At 68.0% G+C, this 17059-nt stretch carries 22 protein-coding genes; 18 read left to right on the forward strand and 4 right to left on the reverse strand.

Features of this window, described 5'->3' with window-relative positions; translation table 11 throughout:
• Nucleotides 1-82: 82 nt before the first annotated feature.
• Nucleotides 83-1225 carry a glycosyltransferase gene (locus V4U86_RS20625; protein ID WP_395307779.1) on the reverse strand — a complete coding sequence of 381 codons (1143 nt, stop codon included), beginning with the start codon at nt 1223-1225 and terminating at the stop codon, nt 83-85.
• A 390-nt stretch (nt 1226-1615) separates the two neighbouring features.
• On the opposite strand from V4U86_RS20625, the gene V4U86_RS20630 reads away from it, so the two are divergent.
• The 10 genes from V4U86_RS20630 (at nt 1616) to V4U86_RS20675 (ending at nt 10664) form a co-directional block, all read left to right on the forward strand.
• The gene (locus V4U86_RS20630) at nt 1616-3244 is read left to right on the forward strand and encodes an acyl-CoA carboxylase subunit beta (RefSeq protein ID WP_395307780.1); all 1629 of its coding nucleotides are present in this window, start codon (nt 1616-1618) and stop codon (nt 3242-3244) included.
• Nucleotides 3245-3258: 14 nt separating this feature from the next.
• Nucleotides 3259-3498 (forward strand): acyl-CoA carboxylase subunit epsilon, encoded by a 240-nt coding sequence (locus V4U86_RS20635; RefSeq protein WP_395307781.1) that lies wholly within the window; start codon nt 3259-3261, stop codon nt 3496-3498.
• A gap of 77 nt (nt 3499-3575) precedes the next feature.
• The gene (locus tag V4U86_RS20640) at nt 3576-4220 is read left to right on the forward strand and encodes a Maf family protein (protein ID WP_395307782.1); all 645 of its coding nucleotides are present in this window, start codon (nt 3576-3578) and stop codon (nt 4218-4220) included.
• Between the two features lie 120 nt (nt 4221-4340).
• Nucleotides 4341-4592, forward strand: a complete 252-nt coding sequence (locus V4U86_RS20645) for a hypothetical protein (RefSeq protein WP_395307783.1) — start codon at nt 4341-4343, stop codon at nt 4590-4592.
• 45 nt (nt 4593-4637) lie between these two features.
• Nucleotides 4638-5177 (forward strand): isochorismatase family cysteine hydrolase, encoded by a 540-nt coding sequence (locus V4U86_RS20650; protein WP_395307784.1) that lies wholly within the window; start codon nt 4638-4640, stop codon nt 5175-5177.
• 66 nt (nt 5178-5243) lie between these two features.
• Nucleotides 5244-6137, forward strand: a complete 894-nt coding sequence (locus V4U86_RS20655) for a sulfurtransferase (RefSeq protein ID WP_395307785.1) — start codon at nt 5244-5246, stop codon at nt 6135-6137.
• 10 nt (nt 6138-6147) lie between these two features.
• Nucleotides 6148-6555, forward strand: coding sequence for a SufE family protein (locus tag V4U86_RS20660; protein ID WP_395312139.1), 408 nt, complete (start codon nt 6148-6150; stop codon nt 6553-6555).
• Between the two features lie 202 nt (nt 6556-6757).
• On the forward strand, nt 6758-8191 hold the full coding sequence (locus tag V4U86_RS20665; RefSeq protein ID WP_395307786.1) for a hypothetical protein: 1434 nt from the start codon (nt 6758-6760) through the stop codon (nt 8189-8191).
• A gap of 256 nt (nt 8192-8447) precedes the next feature.
• The gene (locus V4U86_RS20670; protein ID WP_395307787.1) at nt 8448-10241 is read left to right on the forward strand and encodes an acetyl/propionyl/methylcrotonyl-CoA carboxylase subunit alpha; all 1794 of its coding nucleotides are present in this window, start codon (nt 8448-8450) and stop codon (nt 10239-10241) included.
• A 90-nt stretch (nt 10242-10331) separates the two neighbouring features.
• Nucleotides 10332-10664, forward strand: a complete 333-nt coding sequence (locus tag V4U86_RS20675; RefSeq protein WP_395307788.1) for a hypothetical protein — start codon at nt 10332-10334, stop codon at nt 10662-10664.
• 6 nt (nt 10665-10670) lie between these two features.
• Here the strand turns inward: V4U86_RS20675 and V4U86_RS20680 are convergent, their stop codons facing one another.
• The gene (locus V4U86_RS20680; protein ID WP_395307789.1) at nt 10671-11240 is read right to left on the reverse strand and encodes a nucleotidyltransferase family protein; all 570 of its coding nucleotides are present in this window, start codon (nt 11238-11240) and stop codon (nt 10671-10673) included.
• A gap of 325 nt (nt 11241-11565) precedes the next feature.
• Here V4U86_RS20680 and V4U86_RS20685 point away from each other — a divergent pair, with 325 nt between their 5' ends.
• Nucleotides 11566-11892, forward strand: a complete 327-nt coding sequence (locus tag V4U86_RS20685; protein WP_395307790.1) for an STAS domain-containing protein — start codon at nt 11566-11568, stop codon at nt 11890-11892.
• Nucleotides 11893-11897: 5 nt separating this feature from the next.
• On the opposite strand, the gene V4U86_RS20690 is transcribed toward V4U86_RS20685, so the two are convergent.
• Together V4U86_RS20690 and V4U86_RS20695 are read right to left on the reverse strand one after the other, a co-directional pair.
• Nucleotides 11898-12620 (reverse strand): RNA polymerase sigma factor SigF, encoded by a 723-nt coding sequence (locus V4U86_RS20690; protein WP_395312140.1) that lies wholly within the window; start codon nt 12618-12620, stop codon nt 11898-11900.
• 26 nt (nt 12621-12646) lie between these two features.
• Nucleotides 12647-13072, reverse strand: a complete 426-nt coding sequence (locus V4U86_RS20695; protein ID WP_395307791.1) for an ATP-binding protein — start codon at nt 13070-13072, stop codon at nt 12647-12649.
• 115 nt (nt 13073-13187) lie between these two features.
• On the opposite strand from V4U86_RS20695, the gene V4U86_RS20700 reads away from it, so the two are divergent.
• The 7 genes from V4U86_RS20700 to V4U86_RS20730 all read left to right on the forward strand — a co-directional run bounded on the left by V4U86_RS20700 (nt 13188) and on the right by V4U86_RS20730 (nt 17053).
• Nucleotides 13188-13310, forward strand: a complete 123-nt coding sequence (locus V4U86_RS20700; protein ID WP_395307792.1) for a hypothetical protein — start codon at nt 13188-13190, stop codon at nt 13308-13310.
• 99 nt (nt 13311-13409) lie between these two features.
• Nucleotides 13410-13616 carry a hypothetical protein gene (locus V4U86_RS20705; protein WP_395307793.1) on the forward strand — a complete coding sequence of 69 codons (207 nt, stop codon included), beginning with the start codon at nt 13410-13412 and terminating at the stop codon, nt 13614-13616.
• Between the two features lie 49 nt (nt 13617-13665).
• Complete coding sequence (locus V4U86_RS20710) at nt 13666-14121, forward strand: hypothetical protein (RefSeq protein ID WP_395307794.1); 456 nt, start codon at nt 13666-13668, stop codon at nt 14119-14121.
• Nucleotides 14121-15350, forward strand: a complete 1230-nt coding sequence (locus V4U86_RS20715) for an Nramp family divalent metal transporter (RefSeq protein ID WP_395307795.1) — start codon at nt 14121-14123, stop codon at nt 15348-15350. The genes V4U86_RS20710 and V4U86_RS20715 overlap by 1 nt, the downstream gene beginning before the upstream one ends.
• Nucleotides 15347-15733, forward strand: a complete 387-nt coding sequence (locus V4U86_RS20720; RefSeq protein ID WP_395307796.1) for a PRC-barrel domain-containing protein — start codon at nt 15347-15349, stop codon at nt 15731-15733. The genes V4U86_RS20715 and V4U86_RS20720 overlap by 4 nt, the downstream gene beginning before the upstream one ends.
• Nucleotides 15720-16037 carry a PRC-barrel domain-containing protein gene (locus tag V4U86_RS20725; RefSeq protein ID WP_395307797.1) on the forward strand — a complete coding sequence of 106 codons (318 nt, stop codon included), beginning with the start codon at nt 15720-15722 and terminating at the stop codon, nt 16035-16037. Before V4U86_RS20720 ends, V4U86_RS20725 begins: the two co-directional genes overlap by 14 nt.
• A 56-nt stretch (nt 16038-16093) precedes the next feature.
• Nucleotides 16094-17053 carry a DoxX family protein gene (locus V4U86_RS20730; protein ID WP_395307798.1) on the forward strand — a complete coding sequence of 320 codons (960 nt, stop codon included), beginning with the start codon at nt 16094-16096 and terminating at the stop codon, nt 17051-17053.
• Nucleotides 17054-17059: the final 6 nt, after the last annotated feature.

Genomic DNA, 17059 nt, shown 5'->3' on the forward strand with positions numbered 1-17059 from the left:
CCTTGTCGAGGAAACCGCGTCAACGATAGCGACAGGTACGCCGATCCGGGCCCGGAAGCGCACCGGTACCCGACGGGCGAGTTCAGCACGGCACGACGAGTCCGTCGACCGCCTCGTAGAGGCGTTCGGAATAGCGCTGCTCGGTGAACTGGTCGGCGTGCTTGCGGATGACCTCCGCGTCGAAGCCCCCGGCGGCGAAACGGTCCAGGGCCGCGGCGATCGAATCCGCTTGCGGTTCATCGAAGAAGGTCCCGGTGACGCCGTCGATCACGGTGTCGAGGAAGCCGCCCCAGCGCAGCACGACCGCGGGTTTGCCCCACACCGCGGCCTCGATCGGGGTCAGGCCGTAATCCTCGTAACTGGCCGCGATCAGGGCCCGGCACGACTTGTACAGCCAGGCCATCTGTGCGTCGGTCAGATCCGACAGCAGGGCCACGTTCGGAGTGCGGATCGACTCGATGTGACCGGCTTCGGGGCCGCGGCCCACCACCACCAGACGGCGGTCGGTGCCGGCGAAGGCGCGGACCACCTTGTCGACGTTCTTGTAGGGCAGCAGCCGGGACACGCACAGGTAGAACGACTGGTCCTCGGTCACCCATTCGGCGACGGCCGGCACCGGCTGCACCTCGACGTCGGTGCGCATCGCCACCGGCGAGGGCAATACGTCCGCCTCGATTCCGTAGGCGTCCTTGATGCGGTCCTTGATCATGGTCGAGACCGCCAGATAGCGGTCCACCGTCCGGGCGGCGCGACGGTCCCACGCCTTGAGCGAGGGTCCGGCCACCTTCAGCAGCCCGCGTTTGAGGACGTCGCCGTCGTCCTTGAGGTACATGTCCGGCGTGTAGAGCCAGTGCGCCGGGGTGTGGCAGTGCACCAGCTTGGCCCCGTTGGTGCGGAAACCGTGCGCCCAGCCGCTGCTGCTGGTCACCACCACGTCGGCGTCGACGAACATCGACGAGGCGAACGCGGGCAGGATCGGCAGGGCCGCGCGGTGGTGCTTGCGGAAGAAACCGATCCGGTTCAGCGACGAAACCCGCACGTCGCGCCCGGCGAATTCGGGGTAGGTGCCGTCCGGGTCGTAGAGCAGCGTGTAGATCGGCGCATCTGGGAACGCCTTGCTCATGGACAGCACGACCTTCTCGGCGCCACCGCGTTGGGTCAGGTAGTCGTGCGCGATCACCACGCGGGGACCGTCCACGCCGTCGTAAGCGCGATGAACCGTCACACTGTCGTTCCTCTCCGGGTCCTCGACCGCCCCCGAGCCGGACCCACACCGCTGCCGGCTGCCAGCAATCGCTCGTCGGCTCCGCGAACTATATTGCCAACGCGTCGATGGTGGCCACCGGACCCGACCCGCGAATCGTCCATTACGAGCGCGGCACCGGAGTTAATTCGCGGTAACCGTGATTTGTCATTGCGCCGCGAACCGGTCGACCGGCGAATACCGCTGGCAAATATCCGGCCGGATATCGCGACCACACCACCCGGGCGCGCGGCAGAACTGCGAGGACAGGGCCCGAAATACCCGGTGAGCCGACGCCCCCGGCGTCACCCGGTGCGGGCCAAACCACACCCAGCTGTCCGACTTCTTAGAGAACCGTTAACATCGACCACCATGACGAGCACTATCGAGCCGGCGGCAGAGCACGTACCCGATATTCACACCACGGCCGGCAAGCTGGCCGACCTGCGCAAGCGCGCGGAAGAGGCGCTGCACCCGGTGGGTGAGGCAGCGGTCGAAAAGGTGCATGCCAAGGGCAAGCTGACCGCCCGCGAGCGCATCTACGCCCTGCTCGACGAGGGCTCGTTCGTCGAACTCGACGCGCTGGCCAAGCACCGCAGCACCAACTTCGGCCTGCAGAAGAACCGTCCGCTCGGCGACGGCGTGGTGACCGGCTACGGCACCATCGACGGCCGCGAGGTCTGCGTGTTCAGCCAGGACGCCACCGTGTTCGGCGGCAGCCTCGGCGAGGTGTACGGCGAGAAGATCGTCAAGGTCCAGGAGCTGGCCATCAAGACCGGCCGCCCGCTGATCGGCATCAACGACGGCGCCGGCGCCCGCATCCAGGAGGGTGTGGTCTCGCTCGGCCTGTACAGCAAGATCTTCCACAACAACATCAAGGCCTCCGGCGTGATCCCGCAGATCTCGCTGATCATGGGTGCCGCCGCCGGTGGCCACGTGTACTCCCCGGCACTGACCGACTTCATCGTCATGGTCGACCAGACCAGCCAGATGTTCATCACCGGACCCGACGTCATCAAGACCGTCACCGGTGAGGACGTCACCATGGAGGAACTGGGCGGCGCCCAGACCCACATGGCCAAGTCCGGCACCGTGCACTACGTCGCCTCCGGCGAGCAGGACGCCTTGGATTACGTCCGCGACCTGCTGGGCTACCTGCCGCCGAACAACTATGCCGATCCGCCGCGGTACCCGGCGCCGGCCCCGACCGGCGCCATCGAGGACAGCCTCACCGGCGAGGACATCGAACTCGACACGCTGATCCCGGATTCCCCGAACCAGCCCTACGACATGCACGAGGTCATCTCGCGCATCCTCGACGACGATGAGTTCCTCGAGGTGCAGGCCGGTTACGCGCAGAACATCATCATCGGGTTCGGCCGGGTGGACGGTCGCTCGGTGGGCATCGTCGCCAACCAGCCGACCCAGTTCGCCGGCTGCCTGGACATCAAGGCCTCCGAGAAGGCCGCCCGCTTCATCCGTACCTGCGACGCCTTCAACATCCCGATCGTGCTGCTGGTCGACGTCCCGGGCTTCCTGCCCGGCACCGGCCAGGAGTACGACGGCATCATCCGGCGCGGCGCCAAGCTGCTCTACGCCTACGGCGAGGCCACCGTCCCGAAGATCACCGTCATCACCCGCAAGTCCTACGGCGGCGCGTACTGCGTGATGGGCTCCAAGGACATGGGTGCCGACGTGGTGGTCGCCTGGCCGACCGCCCAGATCGCGGTCATGGGCGCCTCCGGTGCAGTCGGCTTCGTCTACCGCTCGGACCTCAAGCAGGCCGCCGCCGAGGGCAAGGACGTCGACGCCCTGCGCCTGGAGCTGCAGCAGGAATACGAGGACACCCTGGTGAACCCGTACATCGCCGCCGAACGCGGATACGTCGACGCGGTCATCCCGCCGTCGCACACCCGCGGCTACGTGGCCACCTCGCTGCGCCTGCTGGAGCGCAAGATCAGCCAGGTTCCGCCCAAGAAGCACGGGAACATCCCGCTGTGAGCGAGGAGAATTCGGTGCCCGAATCAGCCGCCACCCCGGCGACCCACGAGCCGCACCTCAAGGTGCTCAAGGGTGAGCCGACCGCCGAAGAGCTGGCCGCCCTGATCGGCGTGCTGTCGGCCGCCGGCGGCGGTCCGGCCGAGCCGGGCGTCAAGGAGACCAACCTGTGGGGGCACCCGGTGGACCGGCTGCGCTACCAGAGCCACAGCTGGCAGCGGGTCACGCTGCTGGAGCGGACCCACCTGCGCCGGTGATGAGCGCCTGCGCGAAGAGCATCTGGTCGTGATGAGCGCCTGCGCGAAGAGCTTCTGGTCGTGATGAGCGCCTGCAGGTGACACGGCTCGTTCTCGGCTCCGCGTCGGCGGGCCGACTCAGCGTGCTCCGCGGGGCCGGGGTCGATCCCCTGGTCACGGTGTCCGACGTGGACGAGGACGCGATCATCGCGCGGATGTCCGGGAACCCTGCGGCGGAGGTCGTCGCGGCGCTGGCCGCGGCCAAGGCCGCCCGCGTCGTCGAACTTCTCGACGAGGACGTGCGCGTCGACTGTGTGGTGGTCGGCTGCGATTCGATGCTGGAGATCGACGGAGTACTCGCCGGCAAGCCGGGCTCGGTGCAGGCGGCCCGCCGTCGCTGGCAGGCCTCGGCCGGACGCACCGGGATGCTGCACACCGGGCACAGCGTGCTGCGACTTCTCGACGGTGCCGTCGTCGGTGAGGCGAACCGGACCGGCAGCACCGCGGTGCACTTCGGCACCCCGTCGCAGGACGATCTGGATGCCTACCTGGCCGGCGGTGAACCGCTTTATGTCGCCGGCGGTTTCACCATCGACGGATGGGGCGGCTGGTTCATCGACCGGATCGAGGGCGATCCGTCGAACGTGATCGGCGTGAGCCTGCCGTTGTTGCGGAACCTGCTGGCGGGCATGGGGATATCGGTCGCGCAGTTGTGGGCGGCGAACGAGTCACCCCGCGGCTGACCCATATCGGCGTTTTCCGCAGGCATCGGGCGTCCGCCCGGGCCCCGGCTGATTGATTCGCGGCCAGGTGGGAATAACTCCCGTCGGGAATGACCCGTCCGCGATGCCAGGAGACCCACCATGACGATTTCGACCGACGATGTGCGCCGGCTACTCGCCGCGACCGATGCCGATGCGCGATTGGTCCTGATCGAGGGCCGGACCGAGGTGCTACCCGCGGCCGCGCTGGACTCCGATCAGTACCGGGGAGCACTGACCTGCGCATCCCGTCAGGAGATGATCGACAGGCTGGGTTCCACCGAGCCGACCGAACACGAACTCGCCGAAGTGGCGGCCGGATTGGACGCGACGATCTCGAACCTGGGCGGCTGACGCGGGTCGGCGCTTGAAATCCGGGCGCCTGGGTAATCCCCCGCCATGGCAGATACCGCGCTACTGGTTGTGGACATGCTCAACGCCTACGAGCACCCCGATGCCGAACAGTTGACCACCAGTGTGGCCGACATGGTGGATCCGCTGGCCGAACTGATCGCCGAGGGGCGCCGGCGTGCGGACGTGGACGTCATCTACGTCAACGACAACTTCGGCGATTTCACCGGCACCTGGGACGACATCGTGGCCAAGGCCCTCGACGGGGCGCGCCCGGATCTGGTGAAACCGATTCTGCCGACCCCGGATTGCTTGCGGCTGACCAAGGTTCGGCACAGCGCGTTCTTCTCGACACAACTGGACTATCTGCTCCAGCAACTGCAGCCGGAACGTCTGGTGATTGCCGGCCAGGTCACCGAACAGTGCGTGCTCTACACCGCGCTGGACGCCTACGTCCGGCACTACAACGTGGTCGTCGCACCGGACGCGGTCGCCCATATCGATGCCGACCTGGGCAAAGCGGCACTGAAGATGATGCAGAGCAACATGCGCGCCGAGTTGGTCCCGGCGGCCGACTGTCTGCCCTGAGCTGCACCCGGCGGTCGGGCCGAGACTCTCGTGCGAGGGGTCATCTGGCATGGGTACGCTCATTGTGTGTCGCTTCCTGCCGATCCAGACCCTGCCCTCGCCGCCTACGCGCATCCGGAACGGTTGGTGACCGCGGATTGGCTGTCGGCCAACCTCGGCCGCCCCGGGCTGGCCATCGTCGAGTCCGACGAGGATGTCCTGCTCTACGACACCGGGCACATCCCCGGCGCGGTGAAGATCGACTGGCACACCGACCTCAATGATCCGGCCGTCCGCGACTACATCGACGGGGCCCAGTTCGCCGCGCTGATGGACCGCAAGGGCATCTCCCGTGATGACACCGTGGTCATCTACGGGGACAAGAGCAACTGGTGGGCGGCGTACGCGCTGTGGGTGTTCACCCTGTTCGGCCATCCGGATGTCCGCCTGCTCGACGGCGGCCGCGACCTGTGGGTGTCCAACAGCCGGGACACCACCCTGGACGTCCCCTCCCGGACGAGCACCGGTTACCCGGTGGTGGAGCGCGACGATTCGGCGATCCGGGCGTTCCGGGACGATGTGCTGGCCGCGCTCGGCGACCAACCGCTGATCGATGTCCGCTCGCCACAGGAGTACACCGGCGAGCGCACCCACATGCCCGATTACCCGGAGGAGGGCGCGCTGCGCGGTGGGCACATCCCGACGGCCGTGTCGATCCCGTGGGCCAAGGCCGCCGAGGACAGCGGCCGGTTCCGCAGCCGCGCCGAACTCGATGCGTTGTACGGGCACCTGGATGCCGACGACGAGACGATCGTGTACTGCCGGATCGGCGAACGTTCCAGCCACACCTGGTTCGTGCTGACTCATCTGCTCGGCCTGCCGAATGTGCGCAACTACGACGGGTCCTGGACGGAGTGGGGCAACGCCGTGCGCGTTCCGGTGGCGGTCGGGGCCGAACCGGGCGAAGCACCGTCGAGGTGACCTCGTGACGATGCCCGAGGCACTGGCCGAGGTCGTCAGCGACTTCCAGGACGTCACCGGCCAGGACAAGCTGCAGCTGCTGCTGGAGTTCGCGAACGAGCTTCCCGCGCTGCCCTCGCACCTCGAGGAAGCGGCGATGGAGCCGGTGCCAGAGTGCCAGTCTCCGCTGTTCCTCGACGTGGACGCCTCCGATCCCGAGCACGTCCGGCTGTACTTCAGCGCGCCCGCCGAGGCGCCGACCACCCGGGGCTTCGCGTCGATTCTCGCTGCCGGGCTGGACGGCCAGTCCGCCGCGGACATCCTCGCGGTGCCCGACGACTTCTATGCCGATCTCGGCCTGGCGGCGCTCATCAGTCCGCTGCGGCTGCGCGGCATGTCGGCGATGCTGACGCGGATCAAACGGCGGCTGCGCGCGTAGCCGCGCCTGCGGCATCCTGGGTCCGCAGCCGGCGTGATTTTTGCCTGCACGTCAATAATTGACTGCGCAAAATCTGCGGCCAACCCTGCCAGAATGACGTGACGAGCAGGCCGGCCGAGTCGGCCTGTGACATTTTGCCCAGGTGTCGCGCGAGTGCCGTGGTCCCGGAGGCGATGTGGACCATGGAAAGGGGCCGCGGTCGATGAGCCGGCAAGCCAGGGACGTCATCCTCTACGAGCTCAACGAAGTGCCCTGGGATGTGGTCGACATCTACGTGCAGAAGCGGCCCGGTTCCCACCTGGCCGCGCTGCTCGCCGAGGGTCAATCGTTGACCACCGTGCACGAGGACCGCGAGGAATTGCAGGGGCTGCAGCCCTGGCGCACCTGGCCCACCCTGCATTCGTCCACCTATTCGCACAATTCCTTCGATCTCGGCCAGGATCCGACGACCTTCCGGGGGGACCCGATCTGGACCGTCGCCGAGAACGCGGGTCTGTCGGTGGGCCTGTTCGGACCGATGCAGAGTTGGCCGGCCCGCCAGTTCCGGCACGGCGGCTTCTACATCCCGGACACCTTCAGCCAGGACGCCGTCGCCTACCCCGTGGCGCTGCAGCGCTTCCAGGCGTTCAACCTCGCGATGACCGGTGAGAACGGATTCTCGCCGAACGCCGCCCTGCATCCCAAGACGCTCGCCGGCACCGGCATGAGCCTGCTGCGCCGGGGCCTGACGCCGCGCTCGATCGCGACGATCGGCGGCCATCTGGTCCGGGAGCGCCGTGATCCGCGGAACAAGGCGTTCCGCTCGGCCATGCAGGCACCGCTGAGCTTCGACCTCTACTGGGCCCTGCACCGCGCGCACCGGCCCCGGCTCAGCATCTTCTTCACCAACCACGTCGCCGGCATGATGCACCGGTTCTGGGGCGACGCGATGCCGGGCTACACCGACAGATACGACTACTCCCCCGACGATGTCTACGGCGAATTCATCGTCGCGGCAATGGATATCGCCGATCGGCAGCTCGGCCGGATCCGCCGGTTCCTGGCCAGGAACCCTCGGTCGATGCTGGTCTTGTCGGCCAGCATGGGCCAGGGCCCGGTCGAGGTCGTCAAGTCCGACGACACCTGCCTGGTGCTCGACGACCACACCAGGTTGGTGGCCGGCCTGAACCTGGCGGCGACCGGACTGGGCCTGGCGATGTACCCCATGCTGTCGCTGGTGTTCGGCTCCGAGGCAGACGCCGAAGCCGCCACCGCGCCGCTGGAGTCGGTGCGTGTGGACGGCGGTCGCCCGCTGTTCGCCCGGGTCCGGGTGCAGGGCCGCACGGTCACGTTCGGGACGGACCACGCCGTCGAGGCCAACTCCGATCCGGTGCTGCGGTTCCACCCGGACGGCGCCGCTCACGACGCGACCGCACCGGCCTCGGAACTCGGGTTTGCCCCGCACAGCCGGGTCGGCGGGGTGAACACCGGTTACCACATTCCGGAGGGCATCCTGCTGGCCGCGGGCGCGGAGGTGAAGCCGGATCCGTCGCGCAAACAGGTCGACGTCCTCGACGTGGCCCCGTCCCTGTTGGCCAATGTGCTCAGGGTGGAACCCGGCCCTTCGATGGAGGGCATCCCCGCCCTCTTCGGGTGATCCGCGCGTCCGGTTGGGCCGATGCCCGGTGTCGGGTGTGATGGTCTGGCAGCATGACGATCGGCGGGCGCGCGCCTCCGTTCGCCCAGCGCACGTCACATGTACCGACCAGTAACAAAAACGGCCTACCGGAAGGCCGACAGTATCTCGCCGGAATTTCGGGGGTCCGACTCGCCACCCCGGAATTGGACGCTTAAACTTCGCCCGATACATTCTTAAAGACGTTTCTTAGAGAACATGCCATTCAGGAGGCCCAGTGCCCAGTCACGCCAGCTCGAAGATCTCAAAGGTGCTCGTCGCCAACCGCGGGGAGATCGCCGTCCGCGTGATCCGAGCCGCGAAAGACGCCGGGCTGGCCAGCGTGGCCGTCTACGCCGAACCGGACGCCGACGCACCCCACGTGCGGCTCGCCGATGAGGCGTTCGCGCTCGGTGGTCAGACCTCGGCCGAGTCCTACCTGGTGTTCGAGAAGCTGCTCGAAGCCGCGGAGAAGTCCGGCGCCAACGCCATCCACCCCGGGTACGGGTTCCTCTCGGAGAACGCCGACTTCGCCCAGGCCGTTCTCGACGCCGGGCTGATCTGGATCGGCCCCAGCCCGCAGTCCATCCGCGACCTCGGCGACAAGGTCACCGCCCGGCACATCGCCGCGCGTGCCGACGCTCCCCTGGTCCCGGGCACCCCGGATCCGGTCAAGGACGCCGACGAGGTCGTCGCGTTCGCCAAGGAGTACGGCGTGCCGGTCGCGATCAAGGCCGCCTTCGGCGGTGGTGGACGCGGCATGAAGGTGGCGCGCACCATCGAGGAGATCCCCGAGCTCTTCGAGTCGGCCACCCGTGAGGCCGTTGCCGCCTTCGGTCGCGGTGAGTGCTTCGTCGAGCGCTACCTGGACAAGCCGCGCCACGTCGAGGCTCAGGTCATCGCCGACACCCACGGCAACGTGGTGGTCGCCGGTACCCGCGACTGCTCGCTGCAGCGCCGCTTCCAGAAGCTGGTGGAGGAGGCCCCGGCGCCGTTCCTCACCGACGCGCAGCGCAAGGAGATCCACGAATCGGCCAAGCGCATCTGCAAGGAGGCCGGTTACTACGGTGCCGGCACCGTCGAGTACCTGGTCGGCCAGGACGGCCTGATCAGCTTCCTCGAGGTCAACACGCGCCTGCAGGTGGAACACCCGGTCACCGAGGAGACCTCGGGCATCGACCTGGTGCTGCAGCAGTTCAAGATCGCCAACGGCGAGGCGCTGGACATCACCGAGGATCCCGAGCCGCGCGGCCACTCGTTCGAGTTCCGCATCAACGGTGAGGACGCCGGCCGCGGCTTCCTGCCCGCCCCCGGCCCGGTCAGCAAGTTCGAGCCCCCGACCGGCCCCGGCGTGCGGATGGACTCCGGCGTGGAGACCGGGTCGGTCATCGGCGGCCAGTTCGACTCCATGCTCGCCAAGCTGATCGTCTCCGGCGCGACCCGCGAAGAGGCCCTGGCCCGTTCGCGCCGCGCCCTGGCCGAGTTCAACGTCGAGGGTCTGGCGACCGTCATCCCGTTCCACCGCGCGGTGGTCTCCGATCCCGCCTTCATCGGCGACGGCACCAAGTTCGACGTGCACACCCGCTGGATCGAAACCGAGTGGGACAACACGGTGGAGCCCTTCACCGGCGGCGAGCCGCTCGATGAAGAGGACAACCTGCCCCGGCAGAAGGTCGTGGTCGAGGTCGGCGGTCGCCGCCTGGAGGTGTCGCTGCCCGGCGACCTGGCCATCGGTGGCGGTGGCGGTGCCGGCGGCGCGATACGCAAGAAGCCCAAGGCCCGCAAGCGTGCCGGCGGCGGCGGCGCGGCGGCCTCCGGCGACTCGGTGACCGCACCCATGCAGGGCACGGTCGTCAAGGTCGCCGTGGAAGAGGGCCAGCAGGTCTCCGCGGGCGATCTGGTCGTGGTGCTGGAAGCCATGAAGATGGAGAATCCGGTCACCGCCCACAAGGACGGCACCATCACCGGGCTGTCGGTGGAGGCCGGCGCGGCCATCACCCAGGGCACCGTGATCGCCGAGATCAAGGACTAGCCCGACCCGTTTTCCCCGCCGAGGCTGCAGTTGCCGGACCATCGTTCCGGCGGCTGCAGCCTCGCGGTCATTCACAGGAAGGCCAGACACGTGGAACCCGTCGAGATCAACAACGGCCAGTGGTACCTGCGCGGGCTGCGTTACGACGACCGCGTCGACGACCGGCCCGCGCTGGCCGACCTCGGTGAGACCGATCTGGACTACATCGACGACGCCGCCGACGGCTGGGAATCCGACACCCGCTACACCTGGGCGGTCTGCGAACCGACCACCGGGGAGCTACTCGCCGAGATCACCTTGGACCGCAGCACCGGATTCATGGCCAGCCGCGCGCGGCCCGGCTACGAGGATGCCGCCGCCATGTCCGAGGACACGGTGCGGCGGTACGCGGCGGCCCGGCTGGGCCTGCAGGTGCACACCTGATCTGTCTCACGCCCCGGGCGTGTCGATATCGGCACCGGTGGCCAGATCCCCGCATTCCACGGCGATGACGTCGGTGCGGGCCCGCAGGAACGGCCCGGCCCCGACGTCGCCGTGCAGTTCGCCCAGCAGCACGGGCCAGTGCCTGCGGGCGAGCACGACGGGATGCCCCGGTCGCCCCGCGTAGACCGCCCGCGCCAGGCCCGAATCCGATGCGTTCGCGGTCGTCAGGACCCGGGCCACCACCCCGGCCCCGACATCGGGCGTGTCGACCAGATGCACGACGGCAAAGGCGGCGCCGGATTGCGCACGCACCGCCTCAAGTCCCGCGCGCAGGGATGCCGACAAGCCCTGCGCCCACTGCCCTGCGTGCACGGCCCGCGCTGGAGCGGGCAGGTTCACGGTGTCCGGGCCGGCGGCACCGAGGACGACGAACACCTCACCGCACCCGCCGTCACGCAGGGCCGCGACCGCCTTCTGCAACCAAAGACCTTTTTCGGCAAAGACTTTCGGCATCCCGTAACGGGTTCCGGCCCCGGCTGCCAGCACCACCCCGGCCGCGGTGGCATCACTGCTCATGGCATCAGTGTGTACCGGCTTCCGTCCGCACGAACGCCGGGGTGGCTGACGTCGGCGTCAAAAGTAGCCCGCCCGAAGGCCCTCCCCGCCGCATTCGTCATCCGATTGTTCCGCCGGGTGATGTGGCGTAGGGTCACGAACAGGTTGAGTTCACAGCCGGGCACGACGCGTCATCGCCACGCGGTTTCCGCACTGACCCGTGGTAGGTAGTTCCGCTCTCCTGGGCCTCGAGCACACGGGGCTTTCATTCTCCGGACGCCGAACTCCTCGACGCGTGCCAGCACGATCAGGTCAATCCGAGTGCTACCCGACTGATGGAGTCATCATGCTGCACCGCCCCCGCAACCGCGCCCGCTTCGACACGCAGACCCGTCCGCCCTCGACCGTGGTCGTGACCGTGCAGGGCGAACTCGACGCCGCCAACACCGACGAGTTCAGCGCCTACATCGACTTGCGCCTGCGCAACGCCGACAACCTCGTGCTCGACCTCACCGGCGTGGAGTTCTTTGCCGCAGAGGCATTTTCTGCCATCCACAAGGTGGGCGTACAGGCCGCCGCCGAGAGCGTGCAGTGGAGCATGCTGACCAGCGCCGCGGCGGACAGGATCTTGCAGATCTGCGATCCCGACCAGGCCCTGCGCGAAGCCGGCTGAATCCCCTACTGCAGTTCGTCGCGCAGCCGCGCCAGCGACTTCGCCAGCAGCCGAGACACATGCATCTGCGAGATACCGACCCGCTCGGCGATCTGGGACTGGGTCATCGATTCGAAGAACCGCAGAATCAGCACGGTGCGTTCCCGCTCGGGCAGGGTCGCCAGCAGCGGACGCAACGCCTCCCGGTTCTCGATCTGGTCCAGCGCGTCATCGGGGGATCCGAGGGTGTCGGCGATCGCCGGGGCCTCATCGTCGCCCGAGCCGCCACTGTCGATGGACAGCGTGTTGTACGAGCTACCCGCGATCAGCCCCTCGACGACTTCCTGTCGGTCCATACCGAGTTCGGCGGCCAGCTCCGAGGCGGTCGGCGCGTGGCCGAGGCGTTGCGACAGCTCCGCGGTGGCGGCACCGAGCCGCAGATGCAGCTCCTTGAGCCGGCGCGGCACCTTGACCGACCAGCCGTTGTCACGGAAGTGCCGGCGCACCTCTCCCATGATGGTCGGAACCGCATAGGAGGCGAAGTCCGAACCGGCATCGACGTCAAATCTGTTGACCGCGTTGACCAGACCGACACGCGCTACCTGGACCAGATCGTCGCGGGCTTCACCACGGCCCTCGAAGCGGCGCGCGATGTGATCTGCCAGCGGCAGGCAGCGCTGCACGATCTTCTCCCGTTGACGCGCGAATTCTGTTGAGTCATCAGGAAGTTCGCGTAGTTCGCGGAACATCTCGAGAACATCGGCGTATTCCGAGGTCACTGCAACAGGCTCGCTCGTCTCGCAGTGAGCGAAATCCCGAAGACCCTTCCGGCGCCGTTGAACGTGCTCACCTCGTCGGTGAGCGAGCTCAAAACGTGCCAGCTGAAGCTGCCGGGAGACACGATGCTGTCCTCGTCGGTCTCGCACTTGGTGGAGGCGTGCACGACGACGGCATCATCGCGTGGTTCCACCCGCACGACCAGAGCCGAACCCGCGGCGGCCGACCGGATCAGGCGGGTCGCCGCCTCGTCGACGGCCAACCGCAGATCGGAGACCGCATCGAAATCCAGATCCTCGAACGTGGCCACGGCGGCGACCAGCGCACGCAACACAGCCAGGTTCTCCACCGTTGCGGCGACCCGAAGTTCGACCGATCTGTCTCCGACGACTGTGCCGTCGTACGTGCCCGTTCCCTGCACCATCTGACCTCCCGCTGAGTCCGCTCGGAGGTTACCCCACATCTGATCGTCGTTAACCAACGGTGCTGCACCGCCTCGCTGGTGTGTCACCCCGACCCCCGTGGGGTAATCCTGCGGCATGAGCAACCACACGTTGCGCGGAATACTCGTCGCGGTAGCCGTGGTCCTGATCATTGCCGTTCTGTTTGCCATCGGTGTGTACGCCGTCGCATTCCTGATGCTCGGACCGATGATGGCCTGATTTCTGCACGAGACGCCCTGTACCCAGAACCACCTACCCCCCAAACATGGTGGTCGCGACCGTCGTTTCGGCTGCCCAGACCTGGGTAATCACCCGGCTATGACAAGCCAGGACCTACCCGACGATGTTCCGCCGGCCGATGCCGCCGAACAGTTGCGCCAGGCCGCGGAAGTCGTGCCCGACGAGGAAGCGCCCAACCTCGGGTCGGTCGGACCGCCGATGGAGGCACCGGAAGCAGATTGGCAGGAGCAGGACGAGGACGCCGTCGCAGATTTCGATGTGGATGACGCCGACCGCCGCGACTGATCGCACCCGGCGGCGCCGGTCCCGGCCGCCCCTTTCGAGATGAGGCGCCATGACGCAGCAGGGTCGCCGACGCAGCCGCGTCGGGATTGCCGCCGCGTTCCTGGTGGCGCTGGGCCTGCTGCTGACCCAGTGTCCGGCCAACCGCGACGGTGCCCCCGGGGTGCTCGCCGCAGCCCTCACCGAGACCACGTCGGCGGTCCGCAGCGCGGCACTGGCCCTCGATCTGCGGATCCGGGACCGCTCGACCTCCGAGCTCGCCGCGGTCCAGGTCTCCGATGCCGGTGACGAGCTCGTCCGCGCCTACTCGGATATCACCGCACTGCGCATCGAGGATCCCGTCGACCTCGACCGGCAACGCCTGCTCGCCGGGTTCCTGAACAACGCCCTGGCCGAACTCGGCCGCGCCGCGGCCCAATTGCGCGATCTGCACGGTCAGCCTCCGTTGCCCGAGCTACGAGACCGGCTGTTCGCGTTGGCCGATGAGCTGGAGACCGGGTACCGCTGATGAAGAAGGTCTTCGCGGTCGCGCTCGGCGTGCTGACCGCCTTCGGCGGCTTCCTCGACATCGGCGATCTGGTCACCAACGCTGTCGTCGGATCACGGTTCGGTCTGGCGCTGGTCTGGGTGGTGGTGGTCGGGGTCGTCGGCATCTGCCTGTTCGCGGAGATGTCGGGCCGGGTGGCCGCGGTCAGCGGGCGGGCCACCTTCGAGATCATCCGGGAGCGGCTGGGGCCCAGGACCGCGGCCGCCAACCTGCTGGCCTCCTTCCTGATCAACCTGATGACGTTGACCGCGGAGATCGGTGGCATCGCGCTGGCCCTGCAGTTGGCCACCGATGTGGGGCCGCTGATGTGGATACCGGTGGCCGCGTTCGCCGTCTGGTTGGTCATCTGGCGGGTGAAGTTCCAGATCATGGAGAACGTGACCGGCCTGGCCGGGCTCTGCCTGATCATCTTCGCGGTGAGTGTTTTTGCCCTGCAACCTGATTGGTCTGCACTCGGCAGCGACGTGCTGCATCCGGTGATCCCGGAGACCGAATCCGCGGCCACCTACTGGTACTACGCGATCGCGCTGTTCGGCGCGGCGATGACGCCCTACGAGGTCTTCTTCTTCTCTTCGGGGGCCATCGAGGAACGCTGGAAGATCAAGGACCTCGCGGTGTCGCGGGCCAACGTCCTCGTCGGGTTCCCGCTCGGCGGCATCCTGTCGGTGGCGGTGGCGACCTGCTCGGCAATAGTGCTGCTGCCCAACCAGATCGATGTGACCTCGCTGTCCCAGGTGGTGATGCCGGTGGTCGCGGCCGGCGGCAAACTGGCGCTCGCGTTCGTCATCATCGGCATCGTGGCCGCCACCTTCGGGGCGGCGCTGGAGACCACCCTTTCCGGCGGATACATCCTGGCCCAGTTCCTCGGCTGGACGTGGGGCAAGTTCCGCCGCCCGGCCGAGGCCGCCCGCTTCCACGTGGTGATGTTCGTGTCCATCGTGGTCGGCGCGGCGGTGCTGTTCACCGGCGTGGACCCGATCCTGGTGACCGAGTACTCGGTGGTGTTCTCCGCCATCGCACTGCCGCTGACCTATCTGCCGATACTGATCGTCGCCAATGACCCCCAGTACATGGGTGAGCACACCAACGGTCGGGTGATCAATGCGCTCGGTTCGGTTTACCTGGTCATCATCGTGGCCGCCTCGGTGGCGGCCATCCCACTGATGATCGTGACGGGAGCGGGACAGTGACGAACGACACGACCGCCACCAGGTATCTGGACGCGCGCCTGCACCTGTTGGACCGTCAGCTGGTCGACCACGACGGGGATCCCGTCGGCATCGTCGACGACCTGGAACTCGACGGTGTCGAACCGGACCGGGACATCGAGGCCGGCGCACCGGCACCTACGGTCGCCGCACTACTGTCCGGCCACGTATTCGCCACCCGGGTGTTCGGCGGGTCCCCGCCCCGGTCGCGCTACACCGAGTTTCCCTGGCGCCTGGTCGCAAAGGTGGGTGTCACGGTATGTCTGCACGACACCGACCAGCCGGCCGAGGGGCACTGGGTGGAACACTGGCTGCGCCGGCGGATCATCGCGCACATCCCGGGAGGCCGGCATGCAACTCAGTGAACTGCTCGGGCGCACGGTGCACGATTCCGACGGTGCCCGGGTCGGCACCGTGGTGGATGTGCGGTTGGCCTGGACCGAGGACCGGGCACCGGAAGTGGTCGGGTTGGTGGTCAGCCCGCACACCCGGTCGTCCTATCTCGGCTATGAGCGCACCACGACGCGCGCACCCCTGCTGCTGGCGGCGCTGGCGCGGTGGCGTCATCGCGGGACCTTCCTGGCCGGTTGGACCGACCTCGCCCGGATCGGTTCCGAGCACATCGTGTTGCGGCCCGGCTACGCCCGCCGATCGGCCCTGCTTTTCTAGATCAAATCCCCCGCCGGACGGGTTTGCAATGTCCACCCGGCGGGCACTCCTCGCCCATGTTGGTTCGCAGAATTGCCCGCCCACTGTTGTCCGCCGCGTTCATCGGCCAGGGAATCGAAGCCCTCCGGGACGTCAAACCCGCCGCCGAGGTCGTGCAGCCGACCCTCAATGCCGCACAGTCACTCCCGAGCCAGGTCGCCGACCAGATCCCGGACAACGCCGTCACCGTGGCCCGGATCAACGCCGCCGTGCAGATCGGCGGCGGCCTGCTGCTGGCCACCGGGCGTATACCCCGGGTGGCCTCGGCGCTGCTGGCGGCGACCGTCATCCCGGGCAATCTCGGCAATCACATGTTCTGGGAGGAAACCGATCCCGCACTCAAGGCCGAGAAACGGCGGGGCTTCCTGACCGACCTCAGCTTGATCGGCGGGCTGGTGCTGGCCTCCGCCGACACCGCCGGCAAGCCGTCGCTGGGGTGGCGCGGCCGCCGCGCGGGACGTCGTGTCGCCGAGAAGGTTTCCGCGGTGCTGCCGTCCTCGAACGACGCCCTGATCGACCCGGAGCTCACCGAGAAACTCAGCCACGGTGTCCAGGTCGGTGTCGAGCGCGGGCGGGAACTCGCCGAGACGGCCTACGACCGGGCAGCGCCGCTGGCCGCCACCGCCTACGAACGCAGCGCACATGCCCTGCGCAAGGCCGAGGACCGGGCGGCACCACTGGCCGCGGTTGCCTTCGAGCGCAGCGCGCACGCCCTGCAGAAGGGTGCCGACCGGGCCGCGCCGCTGGCCGCCGAGGCCTACGAACGCAGCGCCCACGCCCTGCAGAAAGGTGCCGACCGGGCCGCCCCGCTGGCCACCGAGGCCTACGAACGCAGCGCCCACGCCCTGCAGAAAGGCGCCGACAAAGCGGTTCCGCTCGCTGCCCAGGCGCGCCGCCGCGGCTCGGAACTGGCCGAGAACGCCCTGGAGCAAGGCGGCGAGCAGTTGTCTTCGAAGTGGCGGAGACTGCGCGGTTAGACACCG

The organism is Mycobacterium sp. AMU20-3851, assembly GCF_043974665.1.
Lineage (GTDB): Bacteria > Actinomycetota > Actinomycetes > Mycobacteriales > Mycobacteriaceae > Mycobacterium.